The sequence below is a fragment of the Colwellia sp. NW0002-52-1 genome (assembly GCF_057550865.1).
The window spans coordinates 302981-323866 of sequence record NZ_BAAJLU010000003.1; the positions used below are offsets into that span (position 1 = coordinate 302981).

Genomic DNA, 20886 nt, shown 5'->3' on the forward strand with positions numbered 1-20886 from the left:
AAATGGCCTTTCGGCCATTTTTTTGTTTATTTATGCATAATTATATTATCAATTAATTACAATTTATTTTCGCTCAGGCCACAGAAATGCGGCAATAGCTGGTAGTACCAGCACAGCGGCAATCATATTCACTAAAAACATGAAAGTTAATAGTATTCCCATATCAACTTGGAATTTTAAATCTGAGAAAAACCACGTTGAAACACCAATAGCTAAAGTAACACCGGTAATTAATACTGCACTGCCTCGCTCTTTTAAAGCGTCAAAATATGCACTTTGTACTGTTGCTCCATTTCGCAGTTTTACGCTCATAGTTGAAAGAATATAAATACCATAATCAACACCAATACCAACACCTAATGCAATAACAGGTAATGTAGATACTGTTAAACCAATATCTAATGCAGTCATTAACCATTGGGCCAACGTTGATACAACATAAAGTGGCACAACAACAGCTATGGTAGCTCTTAAACTTCTAAAGCTTAATAAACATAAAATAATTACCGCGCCATAAACATATAGCATCATAGGAATTTGGGCAGCTTCTACAGCCTCATTAGTAGCTGCCATAACACCAACTGGGCCCGAGGCAAGTTTAAAGACTAAGTCATCTTTACCTAGCTCTTTAGAGACTACCTTAACCGCATCAACGACACGAGTAATTGTTTCTGCTTTATGGTCTTCTAAAAATAGAATTACCGGCATTGCACTACAATTACTATTAAGTAGACCACTAGAAGATGGTACTCGTGCTATAGACTGAACTAAGGTTTGTTGATTACGTGATAATACTCGCCACTTTGGGTTACCTTCGTTATAACCTGAGTTTACGATTTTGGCTATTGAAGCTAAACTTACCGCTGATTGAACACCTTTGACATTTTCCATACGCCACTGAAATTGATCAATAATATTCATTTGATCATAGTAAGTACAAGCATCGGCAGTCGTTTCCACAATAATCGACATGTAATCGACACTAATGGCATATTTATCGGTAATTAAAAAGGTGTCTTGGTTATAGCGTGACTCTTCATGTAGCGAAGGTGCACCAGCATGTAACTCACCTATTTTCATATTCTGAGCATTAATATAACCCACAATATAAAGCACAGCGGTAAAGGCTAAAATAAACATGGCAACTTTACGCGTAGCAAATGTCGACATTAAGTGCCAAATACCGTCAGTGCCAGAGTTTACTTTTTCGTTGGTTGTAGCTTTCTTCGCTGGTATTTTCATATAAGAAACTAACAAAGGTAACAGCACTAAGTTAGTTAATATAATCATAGCAACGCCTAAAGAAGCGGTAATTGCTAACTCACGAATAATACCTATATCTATTGATAGTAAAGTCATAAAGCCAACAGTATCGGAGAGTAATGCAATCCCGCCGGGCACTAGCAAGACTCTAAAACTTAATTGCGCCGCTTCTTTGCTAGTTTTACCGTTGTTAACCATTTTGGAGACAGAATTAATCATTTGAACACCATGACTAACGCCTATCGCAAAAACTAAGAAGGGTACTAAAATCGACATTGGGTCTAAACCAAAGCCTAAGGTTGATAACATACCTAACTGCCAAACCACCGCAATTAATGAACAAGCAATAGGTAAAATAGTAAGTGAAATTGAACGACAAAACCAAAATACCATTAAGGTAGTAATAGCAATGGCAATCGCGAAAAATAACACTACACCTTTCGCACCTTGAGCTACATCACCTACCATTTTAGTAAAGCCGATAATGTGCACTGAAATATTGTCTTTTTCGAATTCGCCACGAATTTCATTTTCGAGTTGCGCAGCAAGCACAATACTGTCTAACTTTTCACCTGTATTTGGGTCAATTTCCATTAAAGAAGTTTTTACCATAGAGCAGCTGTAATCATCTGAGACTATACTGCCAACAATGCCCGCTTTTTCAACATTGCCTTTTACAATGGCTAAACCTGCTTCATCTGGTTGAAAATTTGCAGGAATTACAGGACCGCCCGCAAAACCATCTTCAACAATTTCTACAAAGCGAGTACTTGGTGAAAATAATGACTTAACCTGAATTCGATCAACTCCAGGAATGAAAAATAGTTTATCGTGAACACCTTTTAGAGCGGTAAAAAATTCAGGATTGAAAATATTGTCACTTGTATCACAAACTGAAATTAATACATTATTAGCACCACCAAAATTTTCTCTATGCTCGAGATAGGTTTTCATATAACTGTGGTTAAGAGGGATATGTTTAGTAAAAGCGGCATCAAGCTTTATTTGAGATGCTTGAAACAACAAAAAAATACTGGTTAAGATAAAAAATATCAAAACAGCTAAACGGCGGCGAAAGAGTGTAGTTTCTATTACATTAAAAAAAGAATTAAGTTTCATGACAATTACTTCATTACGTTAATGGTTTTTATGCCAACATCTGAGACGGCAATAATTTTGTTTTTATACCAAACTCCAGCAATCAGAGGTTTCCCGTCTTTTTGGAGATGCTTAGTAAAAGTAGAGCCGTCATCACCACTTTCTAATAACACGCCGTTATTACCTAGAACAAATATACGGTTATCATCGGTCAGTACAATGGTACTTAGTAGTGCTGTAACATGACTGTCACTTTCTTGCCATGGTGTACCGTTACGCAGACTACGGAATATATGGCCACGTAAACCCACAACAAGCAAGTTACCTTGTTGGGTACGGTTTATATCATAAAATGAACCTGCATATATTTCGTCAAGTTTCTGCCAATTAAGGCCAAAGTCATTACTTTTAGCAATTAAACCTATTTCGCCTACTAAGTATAAAGTACGGCCATCAGCAACCACTCGATTAAAGTGAGGAAGAATACTACTTTGTTCATCTAAGTAAGCTTTCTCGTCTTGCAACTTTAGTTCAGCTAAATATTCTTGATCTTCAGGGAAAAGAAATTCATTGTGATATTCAATCGCCCAATGCTCTCCAGCGTCAACTGTGCGATAAAATAGGCCGTAAGCACCTATTGCTATACCGTTATTTTCATCGGTAAATAACACATCTAATAAAGGCTTTTGAACATGGGGTAAATGTTGCTGTAATTGCCAGGTTAAACCGCCATCTTTAGTCGCTAAAATAGTAGCGTCATGACCAACAGCCCAACCTCTATTTTCATCGAAAAAATATACAGCAGTTAATGTAGCTTGCACGGGGACTTTGGCTTGCTGCCAAAGCTCACCATCATTAGAAAGCAAAATATGACCACGTTCGCCAACCGCGACTAATGTAGACTGGTTTACAATTGTAATATCAAGTAAAAGAGATTTGCTCGCTAAAGGAGCAACAATCGCGTCTTGCGGTTGCGCATTGATAATTGGGATAGTAAGAAAACTGAGTAAAAGAATGAGAAGACGCATCATTAACTATATTAGCTCCATTCATTTAGACTAAGATTTATGTCTAAGGTTGAAATATTATAAATTTAGCGTGAACAGAGTTCAGCGCTTCGGATTACCCTCATACTTTAGTTTAGCTAAAATTATGAGGAATGAAAATTATTACCAAATTGATTATTTGAACGTTCTATTTTTTATCTTCAAAAATAGATATTTACAATACATGCAGTATAGTCAATCACCACGGATATTGATTTTAGCTACCTTCAACAAATCGCTAATTACTCAACCTGCTAGCTAATTACTCAACCTGCTAAATAAACACTTAATAACATTTAAAACAAAAACGGCTAGCATTAGCCAGCCGTTTTAATCGTTTAGTTATTTTATCTTCTACCTTCACGACGCAATGCCGAAGAAGTAAAGTCTACATCTTGCAAGTCTGCAGAAAAGTCGTACATGTTAGCTTCATTATCTAAGCCCATCGCAATATAACGACGAGACTGTAGATCATGGAATACTTCTAACGTTGACCATTGTGTAGGTACTTCATAGTAATTAATACCATGAGCAACCCCAACACGATATAGCTCGTCACGGTTATCGTAAATATCGGTAACGGCTACTTGCCAGCTATCTTCATCGATAAAAAATACACGTTTTTTATAAGTATGACGCGTATCAGACTTTAAGTTAGCCTCAACAACCCAAACACGATGTTTTTCATAACGTACGAGTTCTGGATTAATATGACCCGGTTGTAATATTTGGTCATATTTTAAATTGTCGCTATGCAAACGGTAATCGTTATAAGGAATTAATAACTCTTGTTTGCCTTTTAGTGTCCAATTATAACGATTTGGCGCGCCATTAAACATATCAAAATCATCAGTAGTTCTTAAGCCATCTGAAGCTGTACCAGGTGCATCGTAAGCAACGTTTGGTGCACGACGAACTCGACGTTGCCCCGTGTTGTATGTCCATGCTTGACGAGGTGTTTTTATTTGGTCCATGGTTTCATGAACTAATAATGCCGTACCTGCTAAACGAGCTGGTTCAGTTACTTTTTGCTTAAACTTGAACAAAATATTCGTTTCTTGAAGGTCTGCAGATTTAACACCTTTAACACCGTATGGAATTAATAATTGATCATCAAAACCCATATAAGTGTAATCGCCAGAAGACGTAGGTGCAGCTTGGCCACCTTCACGAACAATTTTTTCACCACGGTAACGTAAAATATGATTCCAAATTGCTTCTAAACCACTAGTTGGCATCGGAAATGGAATGCCTACTGCAGCTTCAATAATACCGTTACCACCTTCAACCAATTCCGTTTTAGTCGCATTATCTAAACTTGCTTGATAAACATGCTCAGGATACGAAGCTGAACGACGTGATTGATAAATATTCATTTTATACGTATCAGGGTAAGTTTCAAATAACTTGATTTGCCCTGGTGTTAATACACTCTTATATTCAGCTAAATTTGCAGCGGTAATAGTATACAGCACTTTATCTTCAGGGAATGGATCAACATGATGGTCACCAACTGTATAACCCGCTGGAGCTGATTTTATACCACCTGTCCAAGATGGAATAGAGCCGTCTTTGTTCGCTGCACGAACAGCACCAAATGGAGTTAATTCTTTTTCTAATTTTGCAGCATCTTCATTACTTACTTTTGCAGATGCAGAAGCCGACGCTAATGCTACCGTGACCGCCATTGATACTAGCGTTACCTTTTTAAAGGTATTTTTTAAAATATTTCTCATGAAAATAGTCCTCATACAACCTTAAATTGAATACTTAATGTTAAAAGATACATAATCGCGATCTTCCATTTGATTGGTCGTGCCTACACCACCAAAGAAGCTGTTGTAGCTTAAGTCTGCTGACCAACGGCTTTGGTAATCGAAACCTAAACCAAGCGAGACTGACTTTCTATCTTCAACAAACAAAAATAAAGGATCCGGTGTTATACCGTTTACATCATGTGAAAACACAACTTTTGGTGAAACGTTTATGCCAGCAAATACATCGTTATAATCAAGTTTTGCTACAAAACGATATCCCCAAGCAAATGCACTTGGAAATGGGTTGGTTTCAACACCATCTTGTAAAGCTAACTCCAAACCTTCTTTGCCTGCAACACCACCGTTTCTTGCGGTACCAGGACCATTCAAGCGTAAAACGTCTTGATCTGGCATATCTTGAATATCAATGGCACCAACTTCTAGCAATGTTACGAATTGGCTCGCACCAAAGCTTGGGCCCCAAAGGTGAGTTAACGTCATTTGTGCCTGTAACGTATCAGACAGTATATAACCGTTTGCACGTTCTCCACCGGCAAATACTGGCATTTGTGAAATACCATCTAACTCTGTACGACCTAAGTTATTCGCTAATTGTTGTGGCATCGCCGCAAATAACAATTCAACATCATCAATTTGCAAAGGTTCGTCTTGACGGTAAGTTATTTCACCCGCAACAGATGTTGTACCAACGGCAGTGTTAAAACTTAAAGCGTAAAGCTTAATATCTTCAATATAATCAAGCTCTACACGTGAAAAAGCTTTTAAATCAGTATAGTTATCATAGGTAACTTCTGTAGAAGCTAACATACCAACATCATGCGCTAAAGCTTCAGCAGTAAAATCTGCTGTTACACCAGAAAATACAGGACGACGGCTATGGTAATTCATGTGGTAGAAGCTAATTTCTGTATCATTTAGCTCTGGTAAATACCAAGATAAACGTAAACCATATTGGCCACCATCTTCAGGATCGTTTTCAGCACCCTCTTCACGTAGCGTTAACTTAGTTGGGAAACCACCAACATAAGCACTACCGGCATCAGCCAATGCAAGGTTGCCGTTTAGAATTTGTGCTCTTAAACCATTTAAATTGGTAATAAGTGAATCAAGATCCATATCTGGGTTACTGGCGAAGTTCAATTGTACGTTATTAAATTGTCCACCGTCACCAGCAAAGTCATTAGTTGAAAAATAGCTTCCTGGGGCCGGTAATACCGTTTTTTCCCAGTTATATTGATAAAACATTTCAACGTTAAAGTTTTCAGTTACACCTAAAGATGCCCAAACAGCACCAAAAGGAATAAACGCTTCTTTTAACTCTGAACCTGGGGCTTTAAGACGAGAGATATCAACAGGGTTGAGCTCACTGATACCGTGTGAAATTAGTGTACTTTCACCCCAGCTTATTACTTGCTGACCAACGCGAACAGAAAATGGCATTTCACCTAGGTTAAAATCACCATAAACAAAAGCATCTAAAACACGAACATCACGACAAACTTGATCACGTGCTTCATCATCACGACAAGGGTCATTGACTACACCTGAACTTGGGTTCGTCCAAGCTCTTTCACCGTCGACCATTTCAAAGTCATAGAAATACATCGCACGACCAAAAAAACCAACGTTGTCATAACGAATGTCTAGATCGTGTGAGCCTTTAATTAACTTTGAAAAACTTTCACCTGAATCGTAATTAAGGTTACCGTTATCGCCATTGGTTGAATAACCTCCAGCGCCATCCCAAACTGTAGCGGCATTAGGATTTACATTAAGTATTGGATGATACTGGCTAAAATCAAAGCCATTGTTAATATTGTTAGATTTACCGACATTATCATTCCAATTTCTATCTTCTACACGCCAACTTGTGCCTGCAGAGAAGGTAGAATCGAAACTGATATCGAAGTTCCCTAACTGAAAGTTTTTTGCCTGAACATTAGCACTAGTCAATGTAATTAAGGCGGCGGCAATGCTGACAGCAAGTGGCTTCTTGTAAAAGCCGTTGCGAAGGTTCTGTTTCATATCATTTCTCCCCAAATGTAATTCTGCATTTTTATTTTTATATCCATCTATCATGGTATGAAACAATAATTACATCATTTACATCATGTGGCAAGCGCTAAAACAACAGTTAAAGCCCTTTATATTAAAGACTTGAGTTAAGTCATCTGATGAGAATAAAAAGCCGTTTAAAACACTTGTTTTAAACGACTAGTATTTAAGCTAAATTTATTAACTAGGGAACAGAAATAGTCTTCGACAAAGTAATTGTAACCCAGTACTTTTAGCTTAGTATGGTCTGACCACTGTTTAAAGCAAAAACTCTAATCAAGATACTTTATCTAATGACAAAAATTTATTGTTGAGTGTTTGTATACAAAAATGCCCTTTTATACCTGTTCCTGTGAGGTGCTTTCGTAAATGCATAGCTGGAAACTCAACTTTAACGCCCTGCTCTGACATCACTACAATCGATTGAATTCGCCCTTGATAATAAGGTAAATACTCCTGATTAGTTATATTCAAGTAAAAGTAATACTTCATTCAGGTTTCCTGTCACGCTAGTGCCGCATCAAGTTTTTCTTTTAAATCCTTAGAAAGTTCTTCTTGCTTAACTAACTGTTCAAGCTTAGCTTTAATCATAATTTGTCTGTCTTGATCAAAAGACTTAAATTGTATCAATGGTGTTATTAATCTAGACGCTACTTGCGGGTTTATATCGTTAAGTTTAATTAATTGTTCAATTAAAAATTGATATCCTCTGCCTGAAGCACAATGAAAATAACGTGGGTTATTATTGACAAATGCGCCGATAAGCGATCTCGCTCTATTTGGGTTTTTCAAACTAAATAACGGATGTGCAATAAGTTTCGATAAGTTGTCGAATATAGACTCATCATTAACACTGGCTTGAATGGCGAACCATTTATCCATAACGAGTGTTATGTCTTGCCATTTTCCTTCAAAATCTACCATCATCTCATTAAGTTTTTCATGAGAGCTTTTTGCTGCACAGCTAAGTGTAGCCAATGTATCTGTCATATTATTTGAACTTTTATACTGCTGAGTTACTAAATTTTGATGATCATTTAAACGTGTTAAATAGCTTAAACAGATGTTTTTTAATGCGCGTTTTCCAATAGCTTTACCATCATTAGCATAGTCAGTTTGTATATTTTTTTTGTATTGCTTTAACAACAAAGGTGCTAGTTTATTGGCTATTTGATGCTGAATATTTTCAATGGCATTGAGTAAAGCTATCGGGTCAACTTCATCAATACTATCGGCTAATTCACTAAAACTCGGCAACGTTAACTGTTCAGCTTTAAAAGCCTCTGAAATGTCAGAATTTAAAATTTCAACAAATGCGCTATATAAACTTTCAGGCAGTACTAACGCTGGATTATGTAATAACTGCATAATGTAAGTAGTTAACAGCTTTTGCCCTGCATCCCAACGACAAAACTCATCTGTTGCTCTTGTCATTATAATTTGTAGATCTTGATCCGGTTGGCTAAAGGGGGCTTTAACAGGCGCTGAAAAACCCGTTAGCAAAGCTAATACGGGCTTTTGGCTAAAACCTTTAAAGGTCCAAGATTGTTCTTTTTCCGTTAATTGCAACAAGGTTGATTGATTCTGTTCACCTTTAGCCGTAATTAATTCTATGCCAACGGGAATATGTAATGCAGGATTTTCTCCATTCGATTGCGCTAAAGTAAGTGTGTATTCAGATGTTTTATCATCAAAGCTTTCATTCACATTAATTATTGGTGTTCCAGATTGCGTATACCAATGCTTAAATTGGTTTAGATCGACACCTGAAGCATCTGACATTGCACTGATGAAATCATCACATGTTACTGCCATACCATCGAAACGTTTAAAATATAAATCTATGCCTGCTCTGAATTTATCAGCACCTAACAAGGTATGGATCATACGAATAACTTCTGCACCTTTTTCATAAACCGTTAGGGTGTAAAAGTTATTCATTTCTATTACTTTTTCGGGTCTGATCGGATGCGCCATTGGCCCTGCGTCTTCAGCAAATTGTAGCGAGCGCAATACACGAACATTTTGAATACGATTAACAGCAGCAGAATGCATATCAGCACTAAATTGTTGATCTCTAAATACCGTTAAACCCTCTTTTAGGCTTAATTGAAACCAATCTCGACAAGTAACTCGGTTACCTGTCCAATTATGAAAATATTCATGGGCAATAACAGCTTCGACATTAAAATAATCAACATCTGTTGCACTGGTTTCATCAGCTAAAACAAATTTGCTGTTAAATACATTTAAACCTTTATTTTCCATTGCGCCCATATTAAAAAAGTCAACGGCAACGATCATATATATATCAAGATCGTATTCGAGCCCGAAAGTTTCTTCGTCCCATTTCATTGAATGCTTCAATGATGCCATGGCATGATGTGCTTTATTCACATTGCCTTTATCGACAAATATCTCTAAAGCAACATCACGCCCTGAGCTGGTAGTGAAATTGTCTTTTAAAATATCAAAATCACCAGCAACTAAAGCAAATAAATAACAGGGTTTTGGAAATGGGTCATGCCATTGCACAAAGTGCTGACCAGAAGGTAAATCTCCTTCTGCAATTTTATTACCATTGGATAATAAAAATGGAAACTTATTTTTGTCTGCAATAACTTTGGTGGTAAACGTTGCCATAATATCTGGGCGATCCAAATAATAACTAATGCGTCTAAAACCTTCGGCTTCACATTGTGTACAATAAGCATCGCCAGATTTAAATAACCCTTCAAGCGCGGTGTTATCTAGTGGATTAATTTCAGTAATAATTTCTAACGTAAACTCGGCTTTGTCTACCACCAAAGATAAACTGTTATCACTTAGTTGATAATCATCACTTGATAATATCTCATCGTCTATTAATACGGACAAAAGCGTTAAATGTTCACCATCAAGAATTAGGGGATCTTTGGTCTCAACCTTACGGGTCATTTTCATACGATTAGTAACACGGGTTTTAGTTTCGTCTAATTTAAAATCTAGTTCGACTGTAGAAATTGAAAAGTTTGATTCGCTATAGTCAGCTAAATATCTTGGGGCAAAGTCACTCATGTGTATCCTCAATAGATTGCATAATTTACCTATTAGTAAATTGCATTTTTAACAGGTAATAAAAAGCCTGTAATAAACAGGCTTTGTGAATATTTATTTATATTTAATATATATTATGTGCTTGTTACTATTTTTTTAATTTTAAAGCCCAAATACGCATATGTCACGGCTAATATAGGGTTAATTAAGTTAAAGAAACAATAAAATATATAGTCATAAGAAGTTAATGCCATTGCGCCAAACATAAAAGCACCACAAGTATTCCATGGAATTAAAGGAGAGGTAATAGTACCTGAGTCTTCTAAAGTTCGACTAAGTACAACTGGATGTAAACCTCGTTTTTTATACTCTTCTTTATACATTCTTCCAGGCATTACAATTGCCATGTATTGATCAGCAGTAATTAAATTGGTACCGATACACGTTGCCACCGTACTTGCTATTAGACTGCCAATTGATTTAGCTTTCGCTAAAATTGTTTCGACAAATTTTTTCAACATACCTAAGTGCTCTAAAATAGCACCAAAGCTTAACGCTGTAACAACTAACCAAATGGTATTTAGCATACCTGACATACCACCTCGACTTAATAGTTGATCAATTTCACTATTACCGGTTTCTACAACTACGCCATCAAAAAAAGCGGTCCAAACCACCATAATAACGGCTTTAGTTGACTCTACGCCCTCTGCCGCCATCGCTGAAATTAATTCTTGTTGAAAAATTAATGCCCAAATGGCACCAATGACTGCACCTATTGCAACAGCTGGAAATGCTGGCATTTTTTTATAGGCCATAACCAGTAAAATAAATAGGGGAATTAAATTTAAAATAGAAATGTTGTATGTATTTTCAAGCGTGCTGGTTAATGACGCTATGCTATCTGTGCTACCAACTTCTGCTGAAGAGTGATTAAAACCTATAATAAGAAAAAGAATCAATGCAATAGTAATAGACGGGATAGTTGTCCAAAGCATATAACGAATATGTTCAAATAAATCACTACCAGCTACGGCGGGTGCTAAATTAGTGGTTTCTGATAAAGGTGAAAGCTTATCACCAAAGTAAGCGCCTGAAATTACAGCACCGGCGGTTACTGATGTAGAGAGCTCAAATCCACCAGCAATACCTATAAATGCAACACCAACAGTTGCAGCAGTTGTCCAAGAACTACCTATGCTCATTGCAACAATACCGCACACTAGGCATGTTGCAGCATAAAACCAACTTGGGTCTATAATTTTTAACCCGTAATAAACCATGGTAGGCACTGTGCCAGATAATAACCAGGTACCAATTAATGAACCTACAGCTAATAAAATGAGTACTGCACCTAGAGATATTGAAATGCCATGAATAATAGCCTTCTCCATAGCATGCCAGGTATGGCCATTTTTAAGCCCTATTACGGCAGCTACACCGGTAGCCAATAACAAGGCAATTTGGTTAGGTCCAGAAGATGAGCTATCTCCAAAGAAAGTAACGCCGGCTATGAGTAAACAAATGAGCACAAAAATTGGAATTAAAGAATCCAACATAGAAGGTGGTCGAGTTGATTGAGGATCAGACATAGATAAATTTACACCTTATTATCTTAGTTATTATAGTGATTAAATTATTTGTGGTAGTAAGATGCCGACTGTTGCCAAATAGTGCAAGTTTTTTCGAACAATTTATCGCTAACTAGCCCTTTGTTTATAAGGAAACTTCAGAATAGTTATGCACCAATTATAAGTAAAAATATAGCAAAGTTATTCTAAAATAAAAAAACCACCAGAAGGTGGTTTTAACATGTGCTCATAAAAAGTACTATTTTTTTACAACTTTACCCAACGAGACCAAGTCGAAAGTAATTTTAGCAGTTTCATCTAAAAATGGATCTAACTCTTCTAAATCATCTGGTAAATCATCTAAGTCAGAAACTTTTTCTTTGCCCATCAAAGTTAAACGTTCATTCGCACGAGCTAGTTGCTTGGCTTTACGGCTTTCTTTTTTCTCTTTCCGTTTTACTAAATTTAACGAAATAGTTTTATCATCTTTTTCTGCTTTGTATTCTGCAATGTCAGAAAGCAAATAGTTAAACTCTTTATTGTTTGCAACGCGCGAACTATGTAATGAACTTAAATAAGTAACATCTTGGCTAATATCTTTAAGTTTATTGTAACGAGCTTGTGGAATTTGGTCCCAAGGCAGCGCATTCTCTTCTTTACTTTCCCCCCAATCAGCTGGGTCTATTGCTGATGGAAATTCAATATCAGGCAATACACCACGGTGTTGAGTGCTGCCTCCATTTATGCGATAGAATTTAGCAATAGTAAATTGGATACTACCAAAAGGGTTTTCATAAAGGTCATAAACGCGGCCTAAACCACGATGTTGTTGAACCGTACCCTTACCAAAAGTATGCTCACCCACCACAACGCCTCGGCCATAATCTTGAATCGCGGCTGAAAATATTTCTGAAGCTGATGCACTGTATCGGTCAACCATGACCGTTAATGGACCTTCGTAAAAGCTAATACCGTCTTTATCACTATTCACTTGTACACGATTAGCACCATCACGTACCTGAACAACTGGGCCTTTATCAATAAATAAGCCGGTTAGTAATGTCGCTTCTGTTAATGAGCCGCCGCCATTGCCACGTAGATCGACTATAATGCCTGACACGTTTTCATCTTTAAGCTTAGCTATTTCTAATTTAACATCACGAGAAAGATTGTTATAAAAACTTGGAATGGTGATAACACCTAATTTTTTAGTGTTTTCATCCGCTTCATTTTCATAATACACTTCTGATTTAGCTGCACGGTCTTCAAGTTTAATTGTATCTCTGATGATTGACACGACTTTAATCGTGCTATCGTCTTCTGACTCTTCGCCTAAAACTTGTAGTCTTACTTTAGTGCCTTTTGGGCCTTTAATAAGCTCTACAACATCATCTAAGCGCCAGCCAATCACGTCGACAAACTCTTTATCGTCTTGTGATACACCTACAATGCGATCTTTAGGTTTTAATTCTTTAGACTTGTCTGCAGGACCGCCAGATACAACACTTTGTATAACAGTATAATCTTCTTCTGCACGTAATACTGCCCCTATACCTTCTAAAGATAGGTTCATTTCCATTTGGAATCTTTCAGCATTTCGTGGTGACAAATAAGATGTATGTGGTTCAACTACACGAGCAAAACTGTTCATCACAACTTGAAATACGTCTTCGCTTTCACTTTGCTTTAAACGTTTAATCGCATAACGGTAGCGTTTACCTAGTACTTCTTGAATTTTTTCCCACTCTTTGCCGGCTAGCGTCAAATTAAGGGCGTCGTACTTTACTTTTTTGCGCCATAGTTCGTTAAGCTCATCGGTTGAGGTAGCCCATGGCGCTTCTTCACGATCAAAATTATAATATTCGTCAAGTTCGAAATTAAAAGGCTTCTCGCTTTCTAATAAGCTCAAAGCATATTCATATCTTTCTAGTCGACGTTGTAGATTAAGATTATAAATTTCATAAGCAATATCAAGTTTTCCACGTGAAATTACCGTGTCAAATTCATCCCGATATTGCTCAAATGCCTTTACGTCTGAAGCAAGGAACACATTACGAGCATAATCAAGCTGCTTAATGTAACGATCAAATATTTGCTCAGATAATATGTTATCAATTTTTATTTGTTTGTAGTGTGCACGCGTAAATTGCGCCGTTATTCGCTTAGTAGATGTAGCGTGTTGGCTTTCAGGCGCTAATACAGGCAAAGCTAAGTTGTCTTCTTTACTGTCAGCAAATATTGAAATGCTGGCAAGTGACAACGATACCGCAACAGCTAAACGACAAAATTTATGCATTCACTTACTCCAAATTTATTCTGTAAAAATATTTTTAACTTGTGTTTTAACAACCATACCTGAGTTTAATTGTACGCTAACATCTTTACCTGAAACTTCTGTAATAACAGCGTCCATTGATGATTGCCCTAATTGCACTTTAATACTTTTGCCGACAACAACATTACTTGTTTCAACAGGCTTAAGTTTAACAGCAGGTTTAGTAACAGCACGCTTGGTTGATTTAACCGAATTGAACTTTTCTTTACGGCTACTATCAGTAGAGTCTTTAGCCGCAGGTTTAGTTCCCTTAGTATTGCTACCTTTATAAGGTTTTTTTGCAGCTTTGTCTTTAGGTTTTTTGTTACCAAATTTCTCTTGGCTTTCCGAAAGTGTTTTGCTTGCGTAATCAGCTTGTTCTTGATCAATTTTAGCATCGTCGTTACCATCGATATCAACACGGTATGCATCTAGCTTAATCGCTTTTAAATAGCGCCAGCTGCTTGTGTAATGTCTCAGTGCTTGACGTAAGCGAGTTTTGCTAACGGTTTCATCACCCGCTAACTTTTCTGCTAAATCTTGGAATATACCAATTTTTAATGGTTTAGCAGCGCCCTCGATAGAGAAACATGCTGGAAATTTTTCAGCCAAATAGGCAATAATTTCTTTTGTGCTAATTCGCTTAACTTCTGCATCAGCAGTTGTCGTAGTTTCAATTACTTCGTCTGCTACTACTTTTACTTCGCTTTCTTTTTTAGTTTCCATAAATACAACTTTTAAAAATTTTGATTCTGATCTGCAAGATATTGTTCACGATTTTCCAACAAATGTCGGCACCAATCATAAATATCTTCACTTTCGATTTCAGCTAAGGCTTCTTGCCCTATCCACGTATCCCACACCAAAGCAAGCAATTGCTCGAGTTCCTCTGGCGCAATATCTTCTTCTGCTAAGTCATAAACGGTATGATAGATCTCATTTATGCGCTCAGCGACTTCTTCTTCTTGACCATCCCAATCGCCAACAACAGCTTCCGATACAAGATAATCATGAATAACAATAAATTCTTTCATTAGTTTAACACGCCATGCGTGATCATTACATTTTCAAATAAACTAATTATTTTTTCTAATCCTGCTTGATCGTCAGCATCAAAGCGATTAAAGGCTTGGCTGTCTATATCAAGTACTGCTATTACTTTATCGTTCAAGGTTACGGGCAATACTATTTCAGAATTAGTCGTAGCATCACAAGCAATATGACCATCAAATTCATGTACATCGGCAACGCGCTGTACTTTGTTTTCACTTACTGCGGTGCCACAAACACCACGGCCTACCGGTATGCGAATACAGGCAACTTTACCTTGGAATGGACCAAGTACAAGCTCATTGTCTACCATTCTGTAAAAGCCAACCCAGTTAACATCGGCTAAATGCTCGAATAATAAAGCACTAACATTTGCCATGTTCGCAATAACATCAGATTCGTCGCTGATCAATGCTTTAGTCTGTGAATGCAAGTCACGATAGAAAGTATTTTTGCTCATTAATAATCATGCCTAGAATAAAAACGCATAACATACCTTGATAGCGACTTAAATTAAAGCGCTATCAGCAGCAATTAGCAATTATATGTGAATTTATTGTAGTTTAATGCCAAATATTCGCTTCAAAGCTGGTGTAGTAAATTAATTTGCCCTTTTACAGGGAGTTTTAAAACAAAACAGACAAACAAGAGCAGTTGATTTTTTCGGTACAAAATCGATTACACCCCCTAATGTTAAGTAAACAATAATTAAAGGAATGCTAACGCTAAATTAATTAGATACACGTATTTACATTAGATGAAAAAATATTGCAGATAAAATAAAAAACAGAGTGATAACACTCTGTTTTACTTTTAAGATAATTAAATGAAGAAAATATTTATAGTATTGGCTAAATACAATCCATTAATGAGTGCTAGCAATGCACTCAACCTCCACAGTCGCATTTAAAGCAAGTTTGTTCACCGCAAATGCACTTCTAGCTGGGTATGGTGGTGAAAAGAAACGTGTATAAACTCGGTTAAATGCAGCGAAATCAGCAATATTAGTCAACATAACAGTGCATTTTATAACATTTTCCATGCCATACCCGTGACTTTTCAGCACTTGTTGTATATTCGTTAACGTTTGATTAGTTTCAGCAATAACACCGCCTTTTGCCAGTTTACTTGTTTTAGGATCTAAGCCTATTTGGCCTGATAAATACAAGGTGTTTTCAACACGCACTGCCTCAGAAAAAGGTAGCTTCTTTGATGCCGGTTTTGTATTTAAAAATTCAACATTTTTAGGCTCAGAACCTACATTTTCTAGTTGTTTGGCACAGACCATGTTATTCAATAACAACGGCGCTATGGCACAGAGCATAATGCTAATTTTTTTCATCGCAAATTATCCTAATTAATTATTTAATCGGTGTTGTTTCAAACGCAGGAATATTTGATATTTCGTCAAGCCAAGGTACCGCCGAGTTATGCCAAATTTGGCTTTTAGGTATCAGTAAATTGCGTTGTTCAATGCAACCTGCTCTTATGCCATAAACTCGGTTTGTAGGTTCCTCTGAAGTTGCATAAATTGCACTACCACAGTTTTGACAAAAACCTTGTGCACGTTTATTGCCACTTTCTGCTACCTTTATATACTCTTTGGTTTTACCTTTAGTAAAAGTTAAACCATTGGGCTCTGAGATAACCACACTTCTAAACGCGGTACCCGATAGTTTTTGACAATCAAGGCAATGACATAATATCACCTTGTTTTCGTCAACCTCTGCTTCGAAGGTTATTTCACCGCAATGGCAACTGCCGTTAATATGTATCATTATTTTTACTCTACTAGTACATAGAGACTTAATAGCCTCTTGTTTGTGTTATTTGCAATAAACAAATTCAACCATTCAACTATTCACATAACATCACATAACATCACATAATGGTTAATCTCGCGAATAAAATTAGTCTTATTTATAAACCAACTTTAAGATAAAAATTTCCACCATAAGAAAAACAGGCTAAATAACGTTAATACCGTTAAACAAATTAAGGTATACACTTTAAACCAGCCTTGAGGCTTGCATTCTTCGTCAACATCTGTGCCCATCATGACTTTATAATTTAGCCACGCATATATGGGTGCACTGACAAAAGATACCGTAGTAACAAAATCAAGTAGTGCTTTAATATCAGCACTATAATCACTAATAACCCACCAACTGCCAACAACCAATAATGCCAAAGAAATGATATAAGCTTTATTCGCTTTGCTTTGTACTGTCTTACTTGATGCTACTGCGTTTGTCTCGCTATTTGCCAGTAAAACAGCACGTTTCCAAACTTGTGGAAAGCCATCAGCAACAGCAAATGTGGTAGAGAATAAAGCAATAAAAGTGACCAGTGCCATCAATAACCAGCTCCACTCACCTAACGCTGTGCTATAAATACCCACCAACTGTCCGGCAAACGCCGCAGCTGATTGCGCAAACCCTTCGCCCTGACCAAACATTAATAACGCGCCTAACCATAAGAAAATAACGGCCAATAAAAAGCTTGTACAGTAGCCAATATTAAAGTCTATAGTGGCATTTTTTGCCGACATTTCACTTGGCTTTTCAACCCGTGATGTGGTCCAAATAGAATGCCAGACCGATACTTCTATCGCGGTTGGCATCCAACCGATAAGGGCTACGATAAAGGCGATACTTGCCGCTGAGGTAATTGAAATAACAGGTGCATGACCTGAAGGCGTAAAACCTAATCTATTAATGGCAGCAAACCAGGCGATAACACTTGCGATAACTAAAATTAACATCATCCACTTCAATAAGTTGCTCAATAACTTATAGTGACCAATAAGCAATACTGCACAAACAATACCCAGCACAAGCGCCGCCCATTGTGATAAAGAGAGTACGTCACCAAACAAGTTCATCGCTAATGCTGCGGTAACTATGGTTACACCTGATTGCACAAAAAACATGGTAACAAAGGTGAGAAATAAAAATAAATAGAAGGCCCAGTTACCTACCCGTTTGTAACCATCGAGTAAGCTTTTACCAGTAAGACCAGCATATTTAGGGCCAAATAAAAAAAAGGGATATTTAACAACATGGGCAAGAATAATAAAACCTAATAAGGCGAAGCCAAAATCGGCACCTGCTCTTGTTGCTTGTACAATATGTGAAACACCAATACTGGTGGCAGCCCAAACAATACCTGGGCCTAAAAGTGCGAATATTTTAGAAAATTTCATAAAAACCAAAGGTAAATTACAATTCACAATAACTTAATGTTTACAAAGGTATAGTGCAAACTATTTTCATTAGTTAATTTTCAGCAATATAATTTAACCTTATTCAAATATAAATTACTTTTTCATATCCGTTTTAAATACTTAGATTTTATCATTTAAGTTGAGCTGAAATATTAATAGGATGAATGCACTCGTTAATCAAAGAAACTATGGTAGGCTTTTAATGTCATTATAATAACAAACCATAGTAGGCTCATGTTATGTTTATCAACACTCTATTTACTAAGAATGTAAATTTTTCATTCTCATTTGCTATTTCAGCATTAACTAACAAACCACGTAAAACATTAACAGCACTTTGTGCCATCAGCGCACTGATCCCTGCATACGCAGCTAATGTTGTCGTGCCACCTAGTGAACAAATGGTGTTGCGCGAAATTCAACAACAAGTTAGTGCTAGTCGACTTAAAAGTGATGTTACTGAGTTAGTGGGCTTTGGCACGCGACACACCCTTTCTGAAACAGAATCAACCACACAAGGTATTGGCGCTGCACGACGTTGGATTAAATCTGAGTTTGATAAAATATCAGCACAATGTGGTGGTTGTTTAGAAGTTATCTATCAAAAACAAACATTTTCTGGTGAAAAGCGTATTCCTAATCCAACTGAGGTTGTTAATGTAATCGCGATTCAACGTGGGCAGCTTGATCCAAACCGCTATATTGTTATGTCAGGCGATATAGATTCTCGCGTGTCAGATCCGCTTGATTTTACCAGTGCTTCACCAGGTGCAAATGATAATGCTTCGGGTGTTGCTGGTGTTATTGAAACAGCAAGAGTACTTTCAAAATATAAGTTTGCCGGTACCGTTGTTTATGCTGCTCTATCAGGTGAAGAACAAGGTTTATTTGGTGGTAAAATTATGGCCGGTATCGCTAAAAAAGAAGGCTGGCGTGTTGAAGCAGTAATTAACAACGACATGATTGGCAATATCTCTGGTATTAATGGCGTTATTAATAACACCACTGCACGCGTATTCTCGGAAGGTGTTCGCTTTGTTGAAACTCCAGAAGAAGCTAGAAAACGCCGTTTTACCGGCGGTGAAGTTGATTCGCCTTCACGAAACGTTGCCCGTTATATTGACCAAATTGCCGATAAATACATTCCTAATTTAGACGTTATGATGGTTTATAGACTCGATAGATTTGGCCGAGGCGGACATCACCGCCCTTTTAACGCCGTTGGATACCCTGCTGTTCGCATTATGGAAACAAATGAGCATTACGATCGTCAACACCAAGATCTTCGAACAGAAAATGGTCGAGCATATGGTGATGTGATATCGGGCGTTGATTTTGACTTTAATGCTAAACTTACTTCGTTAAATGCTGTAACCATGGCAGCTATGGCCTGGGCTCCTGCACCTCCTGCCAATACTGAAATTTCAGGTGCCGTTAAAGCATCAACAACCTTAACTTGGCAACGCCCTGAAGGTAAATTGGCAGAAAACTTAGCAGGTTATCGAGTGCATTGGCGCTTAACCACTGAGCCAACTTGGACACATAGCCAATATGTTGGTGATGTAAGCGAGTTTGAGTTGAAAAACATTGTTATTGATAACTACTTCTTTGGTGTAAGCAGTGTTTCAAAAGATGGCTTTGAAAGCCCGATCGTTTTTCCTGGCCCCGCAGGCTCGTTTGGTGGCTATAAATAGCCACTTCTTTATTTTTATTGAGTGAAAAATGTTATTGCGATAGCTTATCATCACCCAAATTATGAGGTTGATGGTTCGCTGCACTCACCAGGCTGGTTATTAGGCCAGCCATAATAAATACAATCCATAATCATAGAATAATGAGTAGTTATCTGCAGAAAGTTGGGGGTGGTTTATTAAGTTTTTGGCGCTGAATAGCAATCTTTTAACGATATGCGCTCATCCCACTGAATACTAGCCGCAATAAACCCGCCCCCACTAAGGAAACATCAATATAATTTGCGTAAAAATAGTACTATGCGCTATTTAAACAAGCTTTAGCATTGGCTAGACCGTGCGTTCGATGTAATCCTACATGCTCTGTAAATGCACACAAATGCTCAGCACTTCCGACTGCACCTGTGAATATTTTTTCAAAGTTCGTCGTCAGTTTCATCCAGCTTTCATCACTGATGTGTAATCTAGTCAGTATCTCGGTGGTTTCTGAATTAATCGCTCCACGTTTGTCGTCTCTGAGTATTCGGCCCGTTTCATCCACCAATGTTAAGTAATCTTGAAGGCTAAAACGAATACCTGTGGTTTTATCTTGCTGTTCATTTCCAACAAAATGCAGTAATACCGAGGGTTGTGTCCCTTTAATTGCGGCTTTAATGCGCAGTTGTATGCTGGTAAAGTCTGATTGCTCTGGTGTAGGGGCAATAGCAGCGCGAACAGGATTTAAATCGACATAAGCCATACACGACAATAATGCAGCT

The 20886-nt window shown here is 37.3% G+C and carries 15 protein-coding genes and 1 pseudogene; 1 reads left to right on the top strand and 15 read right to left on the bottom strand.

The window, feature by feature from the left end:
• Nucleotides 1–63: 63 nt before the first annotated feature.
• From AC27H3_RS05510 to AC27H3_RS05575, 14 genes are all read right to left on the bottom strand, one after another.
• Complete coding sequence (locus AC27H3_RS05510) at nucleotides 64–2382, bottom strand: efflux RND transporter permease subunit (protein ID WP_487104393.1); 2319 nt, start codon at nucleotides 2380–2382, stop codon at nucleotides 64–66.
• A 5-nt stretch (nucleotides 2383–2387) separates the two neighbouring features.
• On the bottom strand, nucleotides 2388–3392 hold the full coding sequence (locus AC27H3_RS05515) for a WD40/YVTN/BNR-like repeat-containing protein (protein ID WP_487104394.1): 1005 nt from the start codon (nucleotides 3390–3392) through the stop codon (nucleotides 2388–2390).
• 362 nt (nucleotides 3393–3754) lie between these two features.
• The gene (locus tag AC27H3_RS05520; RefSeq protein ID WP_487104396.1) at nucleotides 3755–5143 is read right to left on the bottom strand and encodes a DUF1329 domain-containing protein; all 1389 of its coding nucleotides are present in this window, start codon (nucleotides 5141–5143) and stop codon (nucleotides 3755–3757) included.
• A 21-nt stretch (nucleotides 5144–5164) separates the two neighbouring features.
• Complete coding sequence (locus AC27H3_RS05525; RefSeq protein WP_487104398.1) at nucleotides 5165–7210, bottom strand: DUF1302 domain-containing protein; 2046 nt, start codon at nucleotides 7208–7210, stop codon at nucleotides 5165–5167.
• Between the two features lie 306 nt (nucleotides 7211–7516).
• The gene (locus AC27H3_RS05530; RefSeq protein WP_487104400.1) at nucleotides 7517–7732 is read right to left on the bottom strand and encodes a DUF2835 domain-containing protein; all 216 of its coding nucleotides are present in this window, start codon (nucleotides 7730–7732) and stop codon (nucleotides 7517–7519) included.
• Nucleotides 7733–7744: 12 nt separating this feature from the next.
• On the bottom strand, nucleotides 7745–10297 hold the full coding sequence (pepN, locus tag AC27H3_RS05535) for an aminopeptidase N (protein WP_487104402.1): 2553 nt from the start codon (nucleotides 10295–10297) through the stop codon (nucleotides 7745–7747).
• Nucleotides 10298–10410: 113 nt separating this feature from the next.
• The gene (nhaC, locus tag AC27H3_RS05540) at nucleotides 10411–11868 is read right to left on the bottom strand and encodes a Na+/H+ antiporter NhaC (RefSeq protein WP_487104404.1); all 1458 of its coding nucleotides are present in this window, start codon (nucleotides 11866–11868) and stop codon (nucleotides 10411–10413) included.
• Between the two features lie 238 nt (nucleotides 11869–12106).
• On the bottom strand, nucleotides 12107–14143 hold the full coding sequence (gene prc, locus AC27H3_RS05545) for a carboxy terminal-processing peptidase (protein ID WP_487104406.1): 2037 nt from the start codon (nucleotides 14141–14143) through the stop codon (nucleotides 12107–12109).
• A 15-nt stretch (nucleotides 14144–14158) separates the two neighbouring features.
• Nucleotides 14159–14887: an RNA chaperone ProQ gene (gene proQ, locus AC27H3_RS05550; RefSeq protein ID WP_487104408.1), complete on the bottom strand. Its 729-nt coding sequence runs from the start codon at nucleotides 14885–14887 to the stop codon at nucleotides 14159–14161.
• Between the two features lie 11 nt (nucleotides 14888–14898).
• Nucleotides 14899–15195 (bottom strand): hypothetical protein, encoded by a 297-nt coding sequence (locus AC27H3_RS05555; RefSeq protein WP_487104410.1) that lies wholly within the window; start codon nucleotides 15193–15195, stop codon nucleotides 14899–14901.
• Nucleotides 15195–15671 carry a GAF domain-containing protein gene (locus tag AC27H3_RS05560; RefSeq protein WP_487104412.1) on the bottom strand — a complete coding sequence of 159 codons (477 nt, stop codon included), beginning with the start codon at nucleotides 15669–15671 and terminating at the stop codon, nucleotides 15195–15197. The genes AC27H3_RS05555 and AC27H3_RS05560 overlap by 1 nt, the downstream gene beginning before the upstream one ends.
• A 405-nt stretch (nucleotides 15672–16076) precedes the next feature.
• Complete coding sequence (locus AC27H3_RS05565; RefSeq protein WP_487104414.1) at nucleotides 16077–16553, bottom strand: RidA family protein; 477 nt, start codon at nucleotides 16551–16553, stop codon at nucleotides 16077–16079.
• 19 nt (nucleotides 16554–16572) lie between these two features.
• Nucleotides 16573–16986: a GFA family protein gene (locus AC27H3_RS05570; protein ID WP_487104423.1), complete on the bottom strand. Its 414-nt coding sequence runs from the start codon at nucleotides 16984–16986 to the stop codon at nucleotides 16573–16575.
• 158 nt (nucleotides 16987–17144) lie between these two features.
• Nucleotides 17145–18416, bottom strand: coding sequence for an NRAMP family divalent metal transporter (locus tag AC27H3_RS05575; protein WP_487104415.1), 1272 nt, complete (start codon nucleotides 18414–18416; stop codon nucleotides 17145–17147).
• A gap of 260 nt (nucleotides 18417–18676) precedes the next feature.
• Between AC27H3_RS05575 and AC27H3_RS05580 the strand changes: the two genes are divergently transcribed.
• The gene (locus AC27H3_RS05580; RefSeq protein WP_487104417.1) at nucleotides 18677–20131 is read left to right on the top strand and encodes a M28 family metallopeptidase; all 1455 of its coding nucleotides are present in this window, start codon (nucleotides 18677–18679) and stop codon (nucleotides 20129–20131) included.
• 295 nt (nucleotides 20132–20426) lie between these two features.
• On the opposite strand, the pseudogene AC27H3_RS05585 reads toward AC27H3_RS05580, so the two are convergent.
• A pseudogene (locus AC27H3_RS05585) lies at nucleotides 20427–20886 on the bottom strand (transposase); the annotation flags it as partial.

Bases quoted from the DNA above. Each gene is read 5' to 3' on its own strand.
- AC27H3_RS05510 (WP_487104393.1), bottom strand. From the start codon at position 2,382: ATGAAACTTAATTCTTTTTTTAATGTAATAGAAACTACACTCTTTCGC.
- AC27H3_RS05515 (WP_487104394.1), bottom strand. From the start codon at position 3,392: ATGATGCGTCTTCTCATTCTTTTACTCAGTTTTCTTACTATCCCAATT.
- AC27H3_RS05520 (WP_487104396.1), bottom strand. From the start codon at position 5,143: ATGAGAAATATTTTAAAAAATACCTTTAAAAAGGTAACGCTAGTATCA.
- AC27H3_RS05525 (WP_487104398.1), bottom strand. From the start codon at position 7,210: ATGAAACAGAACCTTCGCAACGGCTTTTACAAGAAGCCACTTGCTGTC.
- AC27H3_RS05530 (WP_487104400.1), bottom strand. From the start codon at position 7,732: ATGAAGTATTACTTTTACTTGAATATAACTAATCAGGAGTATTTACCT.
- pepN (WP_487104402.1), bottom strand. From the start codon at position 10,297: ATGAGTGACTTTGCCCCAAGATATTTAGCTGACTATAGCGAATCAAAC.
- nhaC (WP_487104404.1), bottom strand. From the start codon at position 11,868: ATGTCTGATCCTCAATCAACTCGACCACCTTCTATGTTGGATTCTTTA.
- prc (WP_487104406.1), bottom strand. From the start codon at position 14,143: ATGCATAAATTTTGTCGTTTAGCTGTTGCGGTATCGTTGTCACTTGCC.
- proQ (WP_487104408.1), bottom strand. From the start codon at position 14,887: ATGGAAACTAAAAAAGAAAGCGAAGTAAAAGTAGTAGCAGACGAAGTA.
- AC27H3_RS05555 (WP_487104410.1), bottom strand. From the start codon at position 15,195: ATGAAAGAATTTATTGTTATTCATGATTATCTTGTATCGGAAGCTGTT.
- AC27H3_RS05560 (WP_487104412.1), bottom strand. From the start codon at position 15,671: ATGAGCAAAAATACTTTCTATCGTGACTTGCATTCACAGACTAAAGCA.
- AC27H3_RS05565 (WP_487104414.1), bottom strand. From the start codon at position 16,553: ATGAAAAAAATTAGCATTATGCTCTGTGCCATAGCGCCGTTGTTATTG.
- AC27H3_RS05575 (WP_487104415.1), bottom strand. From the start codon at position 18,416: ATGAAATTTTCTAAAATATTCGCACTTTTAGGCCCAGGTATTGTTTGG.
- AC27H3_RS05580 (WP_487104417.1), top strand. From the start codon at position 18,677: ATGTTTATCAACACTCTATTTACTAAGAATGTAAATTTTTCATTCTCA.